9 protein-coding genes are annotated in these 18613 nt (G+C 36.5%); all 9 read right to left on the reverse strand.

Going from position 1 to position 18613, the window contains the following annotated elements; genetic code table 11:
- Nucleotides 1–108: 108 nt before the first annotated feature.
- The 9 genes from AMD00_RS15215 to AMD00_RS15265 all read right to left on the reverse strand — a co-directional run bounded on the left by AMD00_RS15215 (nucleotide 109) and on the right by AMD00_RS15265 (nucleotide 18293).
- Nucleotides 109–1137: a hypothetical protein gene (locus AMD00_RS15215; RefSeq protein WP_053417849.1), complete on the reverse strand. Its 1029-nt coding sequence runs from the start codon at nucleotides 1135–1137 to the stop codon at nucleotides 109–111.
- Between the two features lie 891 nt (nucleotides 1138–2028).
- A complete protein-coding gene (locus AMD00_RS15220; RefSeq protein ID WP_053417850.1) occupies nucleotides 2029–5361 on the reverse strand; it encodes a toxin-antitoxin system YwqK family antitoxin in 3333 nt (1110 codons plus the stop codon).
- Nucleotides 5362–5966: 605 nt separating this feature from the next.
- Complete coding sequence (locus AMD00_RS15225; RefSeq protein WP_053417851.1) at nucleotides 5967–6791, reverse strand: pre-peptidase C-terminal domain-containing protein; 825 nt, start codon at nucleotides 6789–6791, stop codon at nucleotides 5967–5969.
- A gap of 421 nt (nucleotides 6792–7212) precedes the next feature.
- Nucleotides 7213–9774 carry a GW dipeptide domain-containing protein gene (locus tag AMD00_RS15230; protein WP_053417852.1) on the reverse strand — a complete coding sequence of 854 codons (2562 nt, stop codon included), beginning with the start codon at nucleotides 9772–9774 and terminating at the stop codon, nucleotides 7213–7215.
- Nucleotides 9775–10303: 529 nt separating this feature from the next.
- Nucleotides 10304–11857 (reverse strand): glycosyltransferase, encoded by a 1554-nt coding sequence (locus AMD00_RS15235; protein WP_053417853.1) that lies wholly within the window; start codon nucleotides 11855–11857, stop codon nucleotides 10304–10306.
- Between the two features lie 31 nt (nucleotides 11858–11888).
- Nucleotides 11889–12695 carry a teichoic acids export ABC transporter ATP-binding subunit TagH gene (gene tagH, locus AMD00_RS15240; RefSeq protein ID WP_053417854.1) on the reverse strand — a complete coding sequence of 269 codons (807 nt, stop codon included), beginning with the start codon at nucleotides 12693–12695 and terminating at the stop codon, nucleotides 11889–11891.
- Between the two features lie 23 nt (nucleotides 12696–12718).
- On the reverse strand, nucleotides 12719–13528 hold the full coding sequence (locus tag AMD00_RS15245) for an ABC transporter permease (protein WP_053417855.1): 810 nt from the start codon (nucleotides 13526–13528) through the stop codon (nucleotides 12719–12721).
- A 1275-nt stretch (nucleotides 13529–14803) separates the two neighbouring features.
- Nucleotides 14804–15982 carry a CDP-glycerol glycerophosphotransferase family protein gene (locus tag AMD00_RS15260; protein WP_053417858.1) on the reverse strand — a complete coding sequence of 393 codons (1179 nt, stop codon included), beginning with the start codon at nucleotides 15980–15982 and terminating at the stop codon, nucleotides 14804–14806.
- A gap of 178 nt (nucleotides 15983–16160) precedes the next feature.
- Nucleotides 16161–18293, reverse strand: a complete 2133-nt coding sequence (locus AMD00_RS15265; RefSeq protein WP_053417859.1) for a bifunctional glycosyltransferase/CDP-glycerol:glycerophosphate glycerophosphotransferase — start codon at nucleotides 18291–18293, stop codon at nucleotides 16161–16163.
- Nucleotides 18294–18613 lie beyond the last annotated feature (320 nt).

An 18613-nucleotide genomic window follows, 5' to 3' on the forward strand; every position in this document is an offset into this window, starting at 1 on the left:
TTTCGCAAGGATAGGGATTCCACCTATCAATTGGAAAGTAACAGTTAGAAATCATCAATCATTTCCACTTTTTTCACTAGTTTAATAGCTTATAAAGTAACGTTTCGTTTAATTTTTTTGAGGAGTCGTATATTTTATAATTGTACCAATAGTAATTGAACCATTTGCATTTACTGTAATTTCAATAGTTGCTTTCTTATCGTCAGTTGCAATTGTGATGATTGAAGTCCCAACTGAAATAGATGTCATGGCAATTTTACCATCTGTAATTTTTACTGTTGCTACTTTTTCATTACTTGAAGAAACTGAAGTTCCTACCAATCCTAATTTATCTACATTATTAGCAATGTCACTATTTATCGTAGATGTAAATGTTATTTCTCCAGTACCACCTGAAGATGATCCACCACCTGTAGAACCAGAACCTGGTGTAGTATCAATACCATTAGTAACTGTGATTGTTTTTCCATTTGGTAATGTAATAGTACCGTTTGCAATGCTAGCATCTTTGTACCATTTACCTTCTACTTGGACAACGCCTTCATTTAACTTGCTTCCATTATAAAGTTGGCCTTTAAATACAATTAGGTCTGTGTTTAATAATCCATCGATGTAAAGATTATTTGAAGTTGACTGGATGCCTGTAAACACTTTACCCGCTTCATAATATTTCCCTCCATATGTGCCAGTCCCCTTTTTACCACGCTTATAGTAAACACCGGCTTTTAGACCTGTAAATACTTTACCTTTTGAATAGTACATTCCTTTGTAAATACCCGTTGCTTTTGCTCCTGCTTTGAAGTAGATGTTATTTTTCACGCCAGTATACACTATACCATTTGCATAGTATTTTCCTTTGTATGTACCTGTCGCTTTTTTACCGCTTTTGTAGAAAACACCGACTTTTAGGCCTGTTAGAGTTTTACCATCTTTATAAACTTTACCTTTGAATGTTTTTGTACCCTTTACTACTTTACCGGTTAGTTTTGAGATTAACCTTCCTTTTGAAACTTTGTAGTTTGAAGAACTTGCTGCTTCCACACTATTTACCGGCAATGCAATCGTACTTGTTAATAAAACTGCCCCTAACGCTACTGATGCTAGCGCTTTAACCTGCTTTAAATTGTATTTTTGCATTATCCCACTCCTTTCCTATATTTTATAGGATTAACTATTTACCAATAAACAAAATAGTTTAACCATTCTTAATTATCTAATAATTAGTCATTTTAATCTATACTATATTCTTAAAGTCAAAAATTTTGTTATTACTATGAACGTCCTAATAACATTGGGTTAGGTAGTTTTACTAGAAGTTCCGATGGGACGATTAAGTCATCTATATCCTCGTGCTCAAACTCATAAGCTTCGAAACTTACATCCTTTTTCTCTACATCGATACGAAATACTTTTCATTTTATAGGCAAACTAATCTACATTAATCGTTCATTATATCCTCCTTTTATGGCCAAAAACGTGAAATACCCCTAAAAAACGTCCACTGGGAACTAAGCTACGAAACCTAAAACATTCATCCATTAGTCGTTTTCTACCGTTGTATATTACTTTTACATATGTCTTTTTTCTCTCAAAGAATTTGTAAATTAAAATTGTTGTCCTTACCTAAATCATTGAGTAGGTTCTTCAATTACTTCTCCATTTTTCATACTAACAGTACTTAATTATTCTGAATTTTCATACAATGTAATATCGACCATTAAATACTCATCACCTTTTTTATCTTAGAGTCGTCATCTTGTTCACCTTTCCTTTCAAACACAATTTGTTTTAGTAGCTCTTTTACCTTCAATCATATTTCATTCCTCCTCCAATAAAAATAGCCCTAATACCAATGGTATTAAGACTTCTGATTCAATCATGATTATGATATATATTTAAAATCTCACTTATTACGGCAAACAAAAACCCCTAACCTCCGAAGAGATTAGGGGTAGTCACTAGGACTTATTCTGTATCAATTGTTCAAACTAACGTGAATTTCACGATTTGAATGGTACCGATTGATTATTATTTTTTTTCTACTACAAGTACGTTATCAACTGTTAAAGTTTTTGGAGTTGCATCTTTATCTTTGATAGCAATACCTGTAATACCTGTGATTTTAGAACCTGCAACGAAAGCATCAGCTGTAGCAGTCGGTAATGTTAAAGTGATAGTATTAACTGCAGCTGCTGCTGAACCTAATGCAGTAGCAGTTGTTGAACCAACTGTTCCACCTGGAGTTGTGAATGCAATTACAGCTGCTGTTGTATCAGCATCTACAACTTCGCTAAATGTTAATTTCAAAGTTTTAGCTGAAGCATCCCATTCTGTAGCAGTAATAGTCGGTGCTACTTTACCCACATTAATCAATTTGATTTCTGCATCTAATGCTGCTTCTAATTGAGCTGGTGAGTAAGTTGGTGCTGCTTTGAATAAACCTGTTACAGCAGTTTCTTTCTCAGCTTGAGTTAAACCGTTAAATGCAGTTAAGCTAATATTTAATACTTTTGCATTTTCAGTTAATGCAGTAACTGCCGCAGTTTTTTGTGTTGCTGTTGGTGCTGTTCCTGTTAATGCAGCATTGATTGCATTAAGCGCTTTTGCTTTTTCTGCTGCTACTCCTGCTCCCGCTTTAGCATCTTCTTGATCTTTAACAGCTTTATCTAAAGCAGTTTGTAGACCTGATACTGTTGTGTAAGGACCAGCTGCGATAACTGCAGTTATAGCATTACCTTGGTAATCTACTGGTGTTTTTTCTAATGCTTCAATACCCTTTGTTTTTAAAGATGGTACTGCTTGTAGATGAGCTAATGTAGCACCAGCTTTTATATCAGCAAGTGAAGCTGCAATTATTTTCGCTGTTTCTGTTTTAGCTGTATTAATTGTATCGGATACAAAGATAGAACTTACAGTAGCATTACCTTTACGTTTATCAAAGATAGTGTTTACAACATATGCTTGTTCACTATCTGATAAAGTTCTGTAGTTATCTACTTCCTCAAGTGCTGCTTCGATTCCATCTTTATCAGTTGCAGCATTGATTTTAGCTAATACTTCTGCACTTACATAAGCACCATCATCTAAGCCTTTGATGAATTGGATAGATTCTGAAGCGTTAAAGATACTTACTTGTGAAGCAGATGCATTAACTGTTACGTCTGCTGATAATTGATTTTTAGATGTTACACTAATTTTAGCTGCTCCAGTTGCATTTGCTTTCACTGTAACTGATTCAGTATTACCTTGTAATACAGTTTTTGTAGTTCCATTATAAGCAACTACTACATCAGCATATCTTGCTGAAACTTCAAATGTTACGTCGAATTGACCAATTAAATTGTTATATTTAACTGCAAATGGGAAACCATTTTGATCAACTGATTGGAAAGTAAATTCTGCAGCTTTGTTTGCAGCTACTTTTTTATCAGTATCATCAACTTTAAGTGTAGCTTTTGATACAGTTGCATCTACGAAGTAAGTAGTTTCGCCAACTTTTTGTAGATCAGATGGATCTAATACTCCAGCTTTCTCGCCATTATCAACATATACAGTTGGTGTTGCATATCCATCACGATCACCTGTAAGTTTGAATGTAGCTTGACCTTTATCACCAGTTACTTTAATTGGGAATGAATAGCCTTCTGTTACTTTTGTTGTATTTTCACCTTTTACAGTTGAAATATAAACATTTTTATCTGAGCTGAAGCTTCCTTTAGAGAATGTTACGTAAGCTGTAGTACCTGCTGGAGCTAATTTACCGTCTTTACCAGTAACAGTTACAGTATAATTGCGTCCACCTTGACCTGTACCGTTTGCATTGATTCCAGCAGCATTAGCTGATTCAACACCTACTACATCAAGTGCTTGAGTATGATTAAGAGCGAATGTTACAGGAGCTGCAGCTGCTTGTAATTCTGTAGCACCTAATTTGTTATCGCCTGACCAGTCAGCTTCATTAGTAGTAACATTATCTTTAAATTTGCCATCTGCAAATGCGATAGGAGTAACAGTACCACTTGTACCTGTTAAAGTAAATGTTGCTTCACCTTTAGAATCAAGTTTTACTTTTACGAATTGTACGCCACCAGTTGTTACTTGAGATGGATACTTAGCACCATTGTTACGGATATTAGCGTCAGTAACATCTACTGTACGAACTAATTTATCTGGAGCTACATTAACGTTTTCTTTGTATGCAATGTTGATATATCCATTTGCATTTTCAGCAGAAACGATTTTGTAAACTTTTTTAGCACCGTTAGCTAATGAGTTTCCTTCAGTTACTTCTGAAAGAGTTAAACGTGCAGTATTACCCCAGTAAACTTTAGCTTGAGTAGTTTTTACTGAAGCATTACCAGTTGGATATGCTTCAACAACATCATCTGTACCAGCTACATATTGAGTGTAAGAATAAGAAGCTACACCGTTTGCATCAGTGAATACTTCAGCAGTAATTTTCTTACCGAAGTTACTGTTAGAAGTATCAGCAGAGTTAGTGATATTGAACGTTACAGCAATACCCTCTTTAGAAGATCCAGCTGGAACTTCAACTTGAGTTTTAACAGTTACTTCTTTACCGATAACACCTTGTAATGAAGGAGCTACGTGAGAAATAGCAGTTGCTTGTACATTAGATACACCTTTGAATGTACGTGATTTCACGCCATCAAGAGCTACAGTGTAAGTTTTACCACCAGTTTGAGCAGCAGTTGTTAAAACGATAACTTTATCGTCAGTTTGTTTAACTGCAGCGTTAGTAATATCTAAGCCTTCGATTTTGAAACGTCCAGCTGAGATATCGCTAGCTTTTTGAGCTTCTGCGAATGTTACTTCAACAGTTGTGTTGTTAATAGCTTTAGCTGCATCAACTACAGTTTTAACTACAACACCGTCTTTGTATAGTTTTTCTACGCCTTTGTATGTTTGGATCCCGTTAGCGTATTTACCTTTGATAAATAGTTTACCAGAGTTTTTGCCAAGACCTGTTAGTAATTTACCATCTTGGTACCATTTTTTAGAAGAACCGCTTCCTACCCAGCCGCTACCTTTTTTACCAGCTTTGTAGTATACGTTTTTGTAAAGGCCAGTGCCTTTTTTACCTGATTTGTAATAAGTATTTTTGTAAAGACCAGTGAATTTCTTACCGTTCTTGTAAAGAACACCTTTGTAAGATTTGTAACCTTTCACCGCTTTACCTGATTTTGCAGATACCAATTTACCTTTAGAAACTTTTACAGTTGCTGCTTTTGCGAAAGCTGTATCAGCAGCACCAGATACTGCGAATGATCCTGTTAATACTGCTGCACCGATTGCTAGTGATGCGACAGGTTTTACAAATTTTAGATTGAATTTACCCATTTTTAAAAAATCCTCCCTTATTGGATATGATTAGCATTTCGCTGTTTTTGTTTTTCATCAGCTAATCATGCTTAAGCCTAATTATCGTTTATAAACAGGAGAATTTCCACCCTTTTTTCTTCCATAGATTTGTAGTTATTCATTACTTTAATACTATAATGCTATGTTTATCAAAATTTTTAGTAAAACTGAGAGATATTAGCAATTTATTACAAAACCTATGAGATTATTACGATATTGACTGTAAAGTTAGTAATATAATACCAATTGAGGTATATTTTTAATAAAATACTTAAAATTATATCATAACCTATACTGATAGTTACTTTTTTGTAACATAAGACACATACTCAAATAGTAGATGTTTGCCCTACTCTTCTACTTTAACGACCTCACTGCTCATATTTACATAGAGTTTCTTCCTATTATATAGCAATATTTTCACTATTCATTCACATTATTGAAAGCGCTATCATTTTGTTGTTAGTGATTTATATGATTCTACTTTTAATAGCATGCCTACTCTTCCATTACAAATATTACAGCCTACGTGTTAAATGTTACAGGCTGTAATATTTCTTTTACGCCACTATTGACGCTGTTATCTACTTAGTAGTATTCACTTTAATCGTATAAGGTGCTTTGTCATAATCAGATGAGGTTCCGAAATATACTCCACTTGATACATTGACATAGTACGTTCCTTTATCTACTGTTACCGTACCTGTGTGTGTTAATGTATTGTTTAATGTTTTCATCTTCAGCTGTTTGATAGTTTGCTTCTTACTATTTTGTAGTGCAATTTTAAATGGCGCTTTTAGTTGTTTCTTTACTGTAATTTGAAGCTTCGTCTTTTTAGGCACTGTGACTTTGTAATAATCTTTCCTATCATACATCTTAATGTCTGCTTTATATGTGCTGCCAAGCTTGATCGGTGTAGCCGTTTTTATCGTGTTGTTGTTCTCTTTTTCATAGTTGGATGCTGCTTTGAACGATACTTTGAACTTTACCTTCTCAACATTGCCTTCTGTGTAGGCGAATACATAGTAAGTTCCCTTTTTGACACCGACCGAATCGGTCATGATTGATTTGTTGTAATTGGCTTCCTTTGAACTGATAGCATAACTAATGATTGGTGAATTCACTTTCGGATCAAGTATGCCTACGTTTTCTAAACTACTCATAAGGAACAGCGTGAATTCTTTGTTTTTTGGGGACTCGATTTGAAGTTTTGCAACCCCGTCTTTTGGTATTTTCACTTGGTACATATTCCCTGATTCTTCGTTTTCATCCATGAACAATGTTTTGGATAGCGTTTTGTTTAGTGGAATCGTTTCATAAACTTCCTCAGCATGGCTTATGGTGCTGTTTAGACATACGGATATCATGGCCATCACCGCCATCATTACTATGTACTTCATCATTTTCATTTCTTTCATCTCCAATCTATTTTGTTCCTTTTTAGTATACTAGTAATTTGGCTTTAAACCAATATTATCCATATTAATTTTTTCGTGATGGGGATGGATTGTTGCGTTATCTGGGGTGTTTGTTGCACTAAGTCGGGGGATTGTTGCGCTAACTTGGATGTTTATTGCGCTAAGTCCGTTGTTTGTTGCGCTAACTTGATTGTTTGTTATTTAGCAGAATATTCACGTCCTAATAGATAAAGATTTTTTAGTTGTGTGAGCCATATGTATTGGGGGAATCTCTTTTAGAGGCGTTTTATGTATTTTTGTGTGATCCGAGAAAATGCGCGTTATTCGGTGTAATTTGTGGAGTTTTGGTGGGTGATAGGATGTTTCTCTTTAGACAAAAAAAGACCCCCTGCGTTTGCAAGGGGCACTTTTATTAGAATGTTGTTAATAGGCTGCCACTGATCCATAGTTTTTTGCCTGATTTAGGGGCGTATACTTGGTACCATGTATCTTTTCCTACTTTTTCTTTTTTCTTGTTACCGAAAATAGTGTAAACGTGTTTAAGTGGTGCGTTGTTTGGCACTACTTCTTGGATTGTATTACTTGCTGTTGCTCCTGCACTTGAACGTAGGTTCGATTCATCTTTTGTGAATGATAGGTTATCTAGTGTAATCTCGTCCGTGCGTACCCAGCCTTGTGTGCCATTGTAAGCAATACGTAACCAGCGTGTGTTTTTGCCACTCGTGTTTTTAAAGTCACGTACATCTGTATGGTAAGCCTTTAATGTGATTACTTTTTCTTTGCCATATGTTCCAATCTTTTTCGAATATGCGTATGGCATAAAGTAAATGCTCAAGCTACTCGCTGAGACTGTTGCTGTTACGTCTGTTGGTAATTTTACGAATTGAGCTGGTTGTGCTTTAGACTCTGGCAGAATATGATCATATTCTTTTGGAGCTGTCATTACTTTTGTGCTCGCTGTTTTACTACTGTAGTCAGATGAACTATAGGCTTTCATCTGTGCCATTAGGTTGGCAATTTTACGACTCCATTCTTTGTCTGTCGCATATTTTACATTCATACCTAATAATGTCGGACCGTTGTAATAAGCACCTGTAGTCGTTAGGTAATCACGGTAGATTTTAAATGCGTAGGCATTCAATCCATCTTTTCCTGTTGGGAAGTACTTCGCGCATGTGAAAGCACATGAGTCATATGCTTGGAAGCCAAAGTAGTTGTTTTTATATTGCGAAATAGCTGAGCCACCCCAACCTGTTTCTAAAATTGCATGAGCTAGCATGAACTGTGCGTTAATGCCTGCTTCGTTTTGAACTTCTAAAAATGATGGTACTAACTTATATAGTACATTGTCTGTCGTTTTTCCTTTACTAATAAGGAACGATCGCATTTGTGCCGCTGTTAGGTCTGTTGATTTTCTTAAGTTAAGTGCAATATATGGATTTGTTTCTACGTAAGCTGAATTGATCCATACTGTTTTGCTTGATAATGTACCTTGATACCAAATACTTGAGCCGACTTTTTCTGTGCGAGTAACTTTGAAGGTTTTTGCACGGTATTTACTTAAGTCGAAGACAACGTTGTTTGTTGTACCATAAGGGATGTTATAAGCACTGCTTGTTCCTGCAATGTAAGTTGTAAATTTAGTTGTATCTACAAGTGAGTTATTGTAAGTAGTTACATCACTTGCTTCTACCCATCCGACTACAGTTGTTGATGTGCCATTTGTGCGGCTAATTTGGTAGTATTCTTCATCTTCGTATGAAGCTTCTTTTTTAATATAGAAGGTTTCGTTTGTGTATGTGCTACTAGCTAAGATGTAGTCTTCTAGTTTTGTGATATCTTTGTAGATTTTCACTGTTTTACTAGAAAGGCGACCAAGGTAGTTCGCGTCAGTTTCTTCTGGTTCTGCTGCTACTTCCACATAGGCCTTTGTATATTTTGATGAAATCCAAATTGTTTTTGTACCGATTTTACCTTGGTACCAATCTGTGTTACCAATTCTTTCTGTTTTTGTTACGACAAATTTTGCGTTTTTATATTTTGTTAGAGATTTGATGGCAACATCATTTGTACCGCCCCAAATTTTCGTATAGGCTGATCCTGTTCCTGTTAACGAAAGGGTTTTAGATTTTGTGCTGATCGCTTTATGATTATAGGCTTTTGCATCTGTTGATTTGACCCAGCCGATGACTCCTGTTGTTGCACTTTCTTTTGTGCTTAGTAGGTAGTATTTACTCCCTTTATATGTAGCTTTCTTTTTAACATATAAAACGGTGTTGATGTTGCTAGTTCCTGCTTTTGTATATGTTGATTTAGTGATATCTTTGAAGATTTTAGCTGAACTGCTATTAACTTTAGCTACGAAACTAACGCTTGTTTCTACTGGTTTTTCTGTTGGGACTGCTGAAGTATCAACAGTTGGCTTTGTTGATAGATGGCTTTCGTGAATCCAAACTGTTTTGCCATTTAGCTTGCCTTGGTACCATTTACTTGTTGATGTAATAGTTGTTGTAGCTGAGAATTTAACGTTTTTATATGTTTTTAATGACGTGTAGATAGCATCGGTACTTCCCCACGGACTAACATATCCTCTACCCGAGCCCTTTAGATAGAACGTTTGGGCTTTTGTCGAAGTTACGCTATAGTTTCGAATTTTAAGGTCTGTGGACTTTACCCAGCCTACTTGTGTTTTTTTCGTATCTCCAAATTTGTAGATGGCATAGTATGTCACACCGGCTGTTGTGGCTTTTTTATCGCTCATCATTACTTGTTTTGTTTGAGCTGCTGTTGCGACTTTACTAGTAGACTTTGCATCTGGTTGTTGATAGATTTTCGCTTTTGTAGATTTGATGACTGTGATTTTGCTGATTGCTGTTGTTTTGTAGCTTTCCGCGGCTTGGGTGCCGTTAGCTCCAATGACAAAAATTGCTAGTAGTAATGTGCAGATGATTGTCCATGCTTGTTTTTTTATCATTTTCTACTTCCTTTCTTTTTCACTTTAATAGGTTCATATACGCGTCAGATACGTTGGATACAGCTGGCGATCGTTTGAGCTTTTTTAAGTTGCGGCGACAAAATAGGTGGTCATTAGATATTGGCAATAATAAAGCGGATAACGCGTAGGGTGGTTAAATTGATACAGAACTATAGACTTTTGCCTTATAAAAACGAGATTACTAGATTACACACATTCCATTATATAGTAAATTATATTAATTTTGTGTTGTAATACTTAAATTAGTTCTTTATCATCACATCTTATGACTTATGTAGTTGTCGATATATTTTAAAAAAGCAGAGAATTTGTAATAAAATGCGCTATTCAATCTGATGTGTATATCGACCTATCACCATTCTCGTTAAGTATAGCTTATTAATAGTAGAGTTTGTCGTTACGATTATGTTACAAAATTGTGGAGTAGCATTTGTAGTTCGTTGTTTTTTATTATTTTTGAGGTTAATGGCGTTTTGAGGCATAAAAAAAGAGCTGCCTCGGGCAACTCTTAGATTTCTTGCGTATATAGATTGTGATTTTCGTTTACGACGTCTTGAAGTAATTTTGACCACTTTTCATAATATCGATCCGGTGTGTAATCTTTTAGCACAGTGTTACGTGCTTCGTTCCCCATCTTCACTACTAAATCATGGTTATTTAATAGATGAATGATTTTCTCCGCTAGTTGTTCACGGTCACCATTTGGGACAAGATAGCCATTTATACCGTCTTCGATTACTTGAGATGGACCATAGTTGATATCGTAGCTAATTACTGGTGTCTTATTTGCTAGTGACTCGAGCATCGCTAGGCTGAAACCTTCGTACGCTGACGTAACGAGCGAGACAGATGATGCAGCAAGTACTTCATGCACTTTGTTTGTGTAGCCTTTAAGCTCAACACTATTTTCTAGCTTAAGCTCTTGAATCAGCTTATTTAGCGCCTCTTCTTCATTGCCATTACCGTAAATGTGCAACTTCGCTTCCGGTACTTGTTCTACAACTAGTGAGAAGGCTTTGATTGCTTCGTCTAATCGTTTTTCTGGACTATAACGGGCAATCATCGACACAAGCTTCGGATTCTTTTCGACGTTAAAATCATTCACTTCTACACAGTTTGGGATGACATGGATATTGCCACGGTTACCAATTTCTTTGTGTAGATCAAGTCGTTGTTGTTCTGTTAGCACTACGACCGGATACCCCTTTGGAATGATATCGAGTTTCGCTTGATACACGGTTCTATATGGACTACCCAATTCGTATGGAGCCGCGAAATGATTTGAGTGTAACATATAAATTTTGTAGACAAGTTCATCATCAATTGATGTCACTCGTGTAGTTGGTGCAGAGCCATCACAAATGATGACAGGCTTAACGACTTCTACACGACACATTTCGTTTAGCCAGAAATCATGGAATTCTTTGCTAGATGGGAAGTATTCGACCTTATCATAATCTGGACTGAATAAGTATACTTTTTGAAGCTTCCCACTCTTGTTGTTATACCAAAGTGATAAGAAGCAAAAACCATCTTCCGTATAGAAACGCTCTTGGTTCTTTTTGTTGTTACTTGGATGATAAAGTACTTCGCGTTGAAGGAATCCAGTGTTATGGAATTCTTCACGACGTGTACGTACTCGGTTGTCATCGAAGTAATCGATAAAGTTAATCGTGCCATCTTCATTCCACTTTTTATACTTTATATAAGTACCATTTTGGAAGTAGCGAGCGAAGTCACCACCATCTTCAACCCAGTAGCCTTCTTCGAATTTCTTTAGTTGCTGTTCGAATTTAGCTTGAGCTACAGATGATATCGTATTCTTTGTGAATTTTCTTCTATAGTAATCATAAACGTTTGTTATTTTTGCGCTTTTCGGAAGTTGCCCTGATAGCTTCAGTTCTTTTTCAATGATGTCATAGTTAAATTTGAAATCCATTGTTAGGAGTTCAATATCATATTCATCATTAGCAAAAAGGCTGGCGCGCTTGAGCATGACTTTGTTGATGCCGCCTTTTTCGATGTCCATATCCCATGCTGTCATGAAGATTTTTCTTTTCATTAGGGGTTCACATCCTTTCTAGTGCAGTTATTTATTTCTTCTTTTTAGATCCATATTTACGACGATCTGCAAGTTTCTTTTGGAAAGCTTTTTGATCTTCATATGAAAGTTTGTTGTATTGTTTGATGAAATCATTATAGTTTTTCATAACGACATTTGTCGGGCCAAACTCTCTAAGTTGACCGCCTTCAATCCAAGCAATTTTGTTACAAAAGCTTGTTACTTGTCTTAAGTTATGGCTGACGAAGAAGATCGTTTTACCGCGTTTTTTGTATTCATTCATCTTGGCAAGTGATTTGTCTGCGAAGGTCTGATCACCTACAGATAACGCTTCATCGATAACAATAATATCAGGGTCTGCTGTAACGCTGATGGCGAAGCCTAGTTTGGACTTCATACCACTAGAGTATTTCTTTACAGGTTGATAGATGAAGTCACCTAGTTCTGAGAATTCGACAATTTGCGGTGTCACTTCATCAATCTTTTCTTTGCTATAGCCCATTAATAGACATTTAAATTCGATATTTTCGATTCCCGTTAGTTGGTTGTTTAAACCTGCATTAATGGCGATAACATTGACCTCACCTTTAGCAATGATTTCACCTGAAGAAGGAGGAATAATTCCGCCAATCATGTTGCTAAGGGTAGATTTACCAGAGCCATTTATCCCTACTAACCCAACTACATCTCCTTCTTCAACGGCGAATGATATGCCATCGATAGCGTTGAAGTCAGAGCCCATTTTACCAGGGAAAAGTAGGTCACCGATTTGTTCTTTTTTTGATCTATACATACGATATTTTTTAGATACATTTTTTATAATGACTGATTCTGCCATGTTTTATGTCCTCCATGTTACTTTTAGATAAAGTCAGAGAAACGGTTTCTGAATTTATAGTGTGCTGATGAACCAATTATCAATATGACGAGAATAAGTCCCCAGTTATATAACGTTAATTGCCAATTTTCAATGGCATACCAATTGTTATAAAGTAGTGATGCGCGATATCCATTTGCTAAATAATAGAATGGATTTAGTGCCAATAAACTTTGTAGCCATTCAGGGAAGTTTCCACTACGATCCCATAAGATTGGTGATAAGAAGAACATCCCTTGTAATACGGATTGGATTAGCATTTGTACGTCACGAACTACGACTGTTAATGTTGAGGTTAATAGTGTAATACTAAACGCAAAAATATAGCTCATCGCTAGGAAGTAAATAAGCTGGATATAATATATGCTCGGGGCGTAACCCTTTATCCAAAAGACGACCATAATACCGCCCACTAATGCTAAGTGTCCGTAAAACTTCCCAGTAATGATGTAGCTTGGTAACACGGATAACGGGAAGTTCATCTTGGCGACCATGGAATACTTTTGATAAATCGCTTTAGAACCATTTAATATTGCTTTGTTGATAAAGAACCACATTGAAATCCCTGCAAGCATCCAGTAGACATAGGGTACTCCGTCCAATTCTGATTTACCACGCAAACCAACGCCGAAGACAACCCAGTACATAGCCATTTGAATCGCTGGGTTAAGTACTTCCCAGATGAAGCCTAGATAGTTGTTCTGATTATCAATTTTTAGTTGGAACTTTGCTAGTCTTTGTACCATATAAAAAGACGAAATTTGTTCTTTAATGATATTAATAAATGCTTTCATATTGTTTTTTCCTCAATTCCTCGAATTTCATTAAGGGATGATTTTGTCGCATTATTTCGTATAAATGATAGCTTAATTGTAGAATGATTGATTATCATGACGCTATTGTTTTCGAAAAGATGCATTTTCGCATTTTTGGCGATACTATCTTCCATCATTTTGTAGCTCTGTTAAAAGTCTTGAAAGTGTATGATGACGGCATTTTATCACGCCAAATATTATATATATTACCATAAAAACATACAACATAGTATATCATATAATATCCTTTAATTCTGTTTTCAAAACGTAAAGATTTGAGAGGATTTAACAGTTTTGTTGATGGGGTGTGGGTTGAGGCTAATTTGGGGTGCTTGGGTCGGGGTTTGGCGCTGCTCGCGTGGGGTTTGGCGCTACTCGCTCAGGCTTTAGCGCTACTCACTCGGGCTTTGGCGCTACTCGCGGGGTTTGGCGCTACTCGCGGGGTTTGGCGCTACTCGCGACGGCTTTGGCGTTACTCGCGACGGCTTTGGCGTTACTCGCGACGGCTTTGGCGTTACTCGCTCGGGGTTTGGCGCTACTCATTCGGGGTTTGGCGCTACTCGCGGGCTTTGGCGCTGCTCACTCGGGCTTTCGCGCTACTCGCGCAGGGTTTGGCGCTACTTGCGACGGGTTTAGCGCTACTCGCGCAGGTTTTAGCGCTACTCGCGCAGGCTTTGGCGCTACTCGCGGGCTTTGGCGCTACTCACTCAGGCTTTAGCGCTACTCGCGCATGGTTTGGCGCTACTCGCGGGCTTTGGCGCTACTCACTCAGGCTTTAGCGCTACTCGCGGGGTTTGGCGCTACTCACTCGGGCTTTGGCGCTACTCACTCGGGGTTTGGCGCTACTCGAAGGCTTTGGCGCTACTCGCTCGGGCTTTCGCGCTACTCACTCGGGGTTTGGCGCTACTCGCGGCGGCTTTAGCGCTACTCACTCGGGGTTTGGCGCTACTCGCGAGGTTTAGCGCTACTCGCGCAGGCTTTGGCGTTACTCACTGAGGTTTTAGCGCTACTCGCGCAGGCTTTAGCGCTACTCGCTCGGGCTTTGGCGCTGCTCACTCAGGCTTTAGCGCTACTTACTCAGACTTTAGTGTTACTCGCGCAGGCTTTGGCGCTACTTGCGACGGGTTTGGCGTTACTCGTGGCAGCTTTGGCGCTGCTCACTAGTAATTTAGCTCTGCTCAAGATTATCTTTGCCAAATAAAAAATGCGAGGAGAAAATATTGTATTTTCTCCTCGCTTTTTATTTGTTTGGTGTTATTTTTTGAATACTTCGTTGACTACGCGTTCTGAGGCTTTGCCGTCTTCCCATTCGCAGAAGCGTTCTGCGAAGCGGTCGAATTGTTCTTTTGAGTGGTGGCCTTCAGTTAGGGCACGACCGATTTCAGTAAATAGCTCGTCCTGTTCTTTGACGATTAGTCCTGGTGCGTCTGTTTCGATGTCGATGTAGAAGCCACGTAGGCGGTCGCGGTAATCTTCAAGGTCATACATATAGAAGATAATTGGGCGATCTAGGATTGCATAGTCAAAGAATACAGATGAGTAGTCAGTGATTAAAAGGTCGCTGACTAAGTAAAGGTCTGCAATGTCATAGTAGTTGGAAACGTCTTTGATGAAGTCGCCGTATTGTGCGAAATCAAAGCTTTCTGATACTAAGTAGTGCATGCGAGCAAGTAAGACGAAATCGTCTCCGTATTGTTCTTTAAGTTTTTGAATGTCGAATTGGAATTCGAATTTGTATTTCCCTTTTTTGAAGAATTGATCATCACGCCATGTGGGTGCGTAAAGAACGATTTTCTTGCCCTCAGGGATGTTCAATGACTTACGGATTTTTTCGATTTTGCTTGGATCTGTGTTTTGCAATGCATCATTTCGTGGATATCCTGACTCAATCACTTTGCCTTTAAAGTGGAATGCACGAGCTAGAATTTCTCCTGAATACGCATTTGGCGCTATTAAGTAGTTCCAGTTTTTTGATTCAGCAATAATGTTTTTACGATATTTATTTGTTTTTGTACCTGGCATATATACTTCTTCAATGTCAGTACCTAATTTTTTCAGCGGTGTACCATGCCATGTTTGAAGATACGTTGTTTGTTTCGGTCTTGGCATCCATTTTGGTAAGCGTACGTTGTTGACCCAGTATTCTGCACGCGGGAAATTCAGTAACCATTTTAATGAAAAGCGTCTCATGTATGGAACGCCCATTTCTTCAAATAGAGGTATACTGTCTTTTGTTACACTCCAAATCAGTGTGTATTCTGGGTTGTTTTCTTTCATGTATTCATAAATGGCACGCGGATTATCGCTATAACGTTTTCCGTGGAAACTTTCAAATACGACTAAATTTTTCTTTCGAGGCGTTCTAGATAGAACCCTAAATGCTTTTGTAATGAGCTTTTTAGTGAATTTACTTTTCTTTATCTTCTTTAACAACTGAATCCACTCTTTCTATTCATATTTATATTCGTTTGTTTTTTAAGTATATTTGACCTAAGCTATATTTTATCATTAAGCATTACAAGAAAAAAACATTAAAATTTTTATTTTTTGCTATTCAAAAAAAGCGTTCGTCCCGCTGATTATACAACGGGTTGGAACGCTTTTCATCAATTTAATTGTTCTTAAATACTTTTTCTACGATTTTCTCTGTTGCTTTTCCGGATTCCCAGCCACAAATTTTGTCATAAAAAATGTCGTATTTTTCTTTATATTCGATTGTTACTTTATCGATATTAAGCACGGCATCAATGATTTCATCAGTAGTTTTGACTAGTGGCCCAGGTACTTCGTTTTCGATATCGATATAGAAGCCTCTCAGTTGATCACGATACTTTTCAAGATCATAAGTGTAGAACAGAATCGGTCTTCGTAAGTTTGAATAATCAAAGAATACAGATGAATAATCTGTAATAAGAATGTCTGAGATCAAATATAGTTCCGCGATATCGTCATATTTGGACATATTATAGACAAAACCTTCGTAACCATCAATGTTGAGGTCATCTGCTATGAAGTAGTGCATTCTTAGTAAGATGACATATTCGTTACCTAATTTTTCTTGAAGTTTTTGCAAATCGAATTTTAGATTAAACTTGTATTTTCCAGGTTCATAAAATTCATCATCACGCCATGTAGGAGCATAAAGAATGACTTTTTTATCTAACGGGATGTTTAATTTAGTTTTCATCTTCGTAATGTAATCTGAATTGTTGTTAATGTACAAAGTGTCATTACGTGGGTAGCCATCCTCCAGCATGACTTTATCAAATTTAAATGCGCTTTTGAAAATGTCCGATGAGTACGAATTTGCTGCAATTAAATAATCCCATAATCGTGATTGCTCATAAAATTGTTGTTTGTACTTAGGATTGGCTGAATAAACTTCATTCATATCGAATACTAGTTTTTTCAACGGTGTACCATGCCAAGTTTGTAAAAATACATTTCCTTCACGTTTTTGAAGGTGAAGTGGCTGACGCATATTGTTTACCCAATATTTTGCAGTTGCCATGTGATAGTAATAAGCAAGACTTAGGCGCTTCACTTGCTTCGCATTTCCTGGAATATCATGGTTTATTTCATTAAATGACCAAATGAATTCGTACTCTGGGTAGTGTTTGACCATATATTCATAAATATACTTCGGACTATCCGCGTAGTTTTTTCCAAGGAAACTTTCGAAAACTATTTTCTTCTCATTAAGAGGTCGTTTTTGGAATATATCTTTATAAATTTGTCGAGTCAATTTTGTTTTGCTCGTAAATGTTTGTTTTGAATCTCTTCCGAAATGGTGAATGCTAACTGCTCTTTTGTAATTTTTCAATTTGTGATTACGTAGTGCTTTCAGTTCACCACGAACTAATAAGTTTTGATTTTTAAATTGCGCTGGAGAAACCTTTTCCATTGCATTTGCAAGTTGTTCGAAGTTACGTTCGATTTGAGTTGCATCTCTCATTATTAGGATAAATTTAGAGCGATAAAAATGAATAAGTAATTTATCTAGGAGTTTTTGTTCTTTGTTTTTCCCTTTTTGTTCTTCTTTAAGGTAATTATAAACTGTTAAGAAATCTTTTAAGACCTTTTCTCTATCTTGCTGCATAAGCGATGGATTAGTAATAGGATCATTTCGAAGGCGACGGAAATATACACTTTCTTTCACTTGATAAATTACTGTGCGATTTTTAAATAGAGGTACTAGGAACGCTATTTCAGTATAACAATCTGTATCCTCTGAAAAACGGAGATTGTATTTACGGATGATTTCTATAGAAAATAAGCTATTAAGTACATTTAAATTTTGTAGCACTTTAAATACCTTTTTACGTTTTCTTACTGTCACTGCAAGTTCATCAATTTCGATATTGCTATCTTCTTTATTCGTTAGTTTTTTAGTGCGACCTATAATATAAGTTTTGTTACCAAGACCTTCTACTAATTTTTTAACCGCATGCTCGTTGATAAAATCGTCACTATCTACAAAGTATACAAAATCTCCAGTTGCTTGTTCGATTCCAAGATTTCTTGCAAAACCTACACCTTTGTTTTCAGTTAAATTGATGCTACGGCAACGAGAATCTGCATTTGTATATTGCTCAATAATTTCTGCTGAATTATCTGTAGAGCCATCGTTAACAATAATTATTTCTATGTTTTTGTATACTTGGTTCGTTACAGATGTTAAACATTCTTCTAAAAATTCCGCCGTATTATACACGGTTACGATAATTGATACTAATTTTTCCATTCTTACACCTCTTTAAAATCTTCACTTACTAGTTTTCTATCAATAATCGTTATATATATCTATATCCCTCTTATTAACTGATCAAATAATATTCCATCATACTTATTATTTTTTTGATATGTACACTTCATCGATAATACCATATGACAATATTAAACAGTATATTTATTCTTAAAAATTCTTTGTTTTATATCTATTATTTCAGTTATACTAATAGCAGTAATTGTAGATAATTCTTAAGTTACAATACCTCTAACAGTATGGTAATCAAACATAAAAATGCATGTTTTTGAATATTTCTATTTTTTAATGATTATCCA

This window comes from Viridibacillus arvi (assembly GCF_001274945.1).
GTDB lineage: Bacteria > Bacillota > Bacilli > Bacillales_A > Planococcaceae > Viridibacillus > Viridibacillus arvi.

What these genes read in the sequence shown, in the direction of transcription:
- AMD00_RS15215 (WP_053417849.1), bottom strand. Translation starts at nt 1,137, where the DNA reads ATGCAAAAATACAATTTAAAGCAGGTTAAAGCGCTAGCATCAGTAGCG.
- AMD00_RS15230 (WP_053417852.1), bottom strand. Translation starts at nt 9,774, where the DNA reads ATGATAAAAAAACAAGCATGGACAATCATCTGCACATTACTACTAGCA.
- tagH (WP_053417854.1), bottom strand. Translation starts at nt 12,695, where the DNA reads ATGGCAGAATCAGTCATTATAAAAAATGTATCTAAAAAATATCGTATG.
- AMD00_RS15265 (WP_053417859.1), bottom strand. Translation starts at nt 18,293, where the DNA reads ATGGAAAAATTAGTATCAATTATCGTAACCGTGTATAATACGGCGGAA.
- AMD00_RS15245 (WP_053417855.1), bottom strand. Translation starts at nt 13,528, where the DNA reads ATGAAAGCATTTATTAATATCATTAAAGAACAAATTTCGTCTTTTTAT.
- AMD00_RS15235 (WP_053417853.1), bottom strand. Translation starts at nt 11,857, where the DNA reads ATGAAAAGAAAAATCTTCATGACAGCATGGGATATGGACATCGAAAAA.
- AMD00_RS15225 (WP_053417851.1), bottom strand. Translation starts at nt 6,791, where the DNA reads ATGAAAATGATGAAGTACATAGTAATGATGGCGGTGATGGCCATGATA.
- AMD00_RS15220 (WP_053417850.1), bottom strand. Translation starts at nt 5,361, where the DNA reads ATGGGTAAATTCAATCTAAAATTTGTAAAACCTGTCGCATCACTAGCA.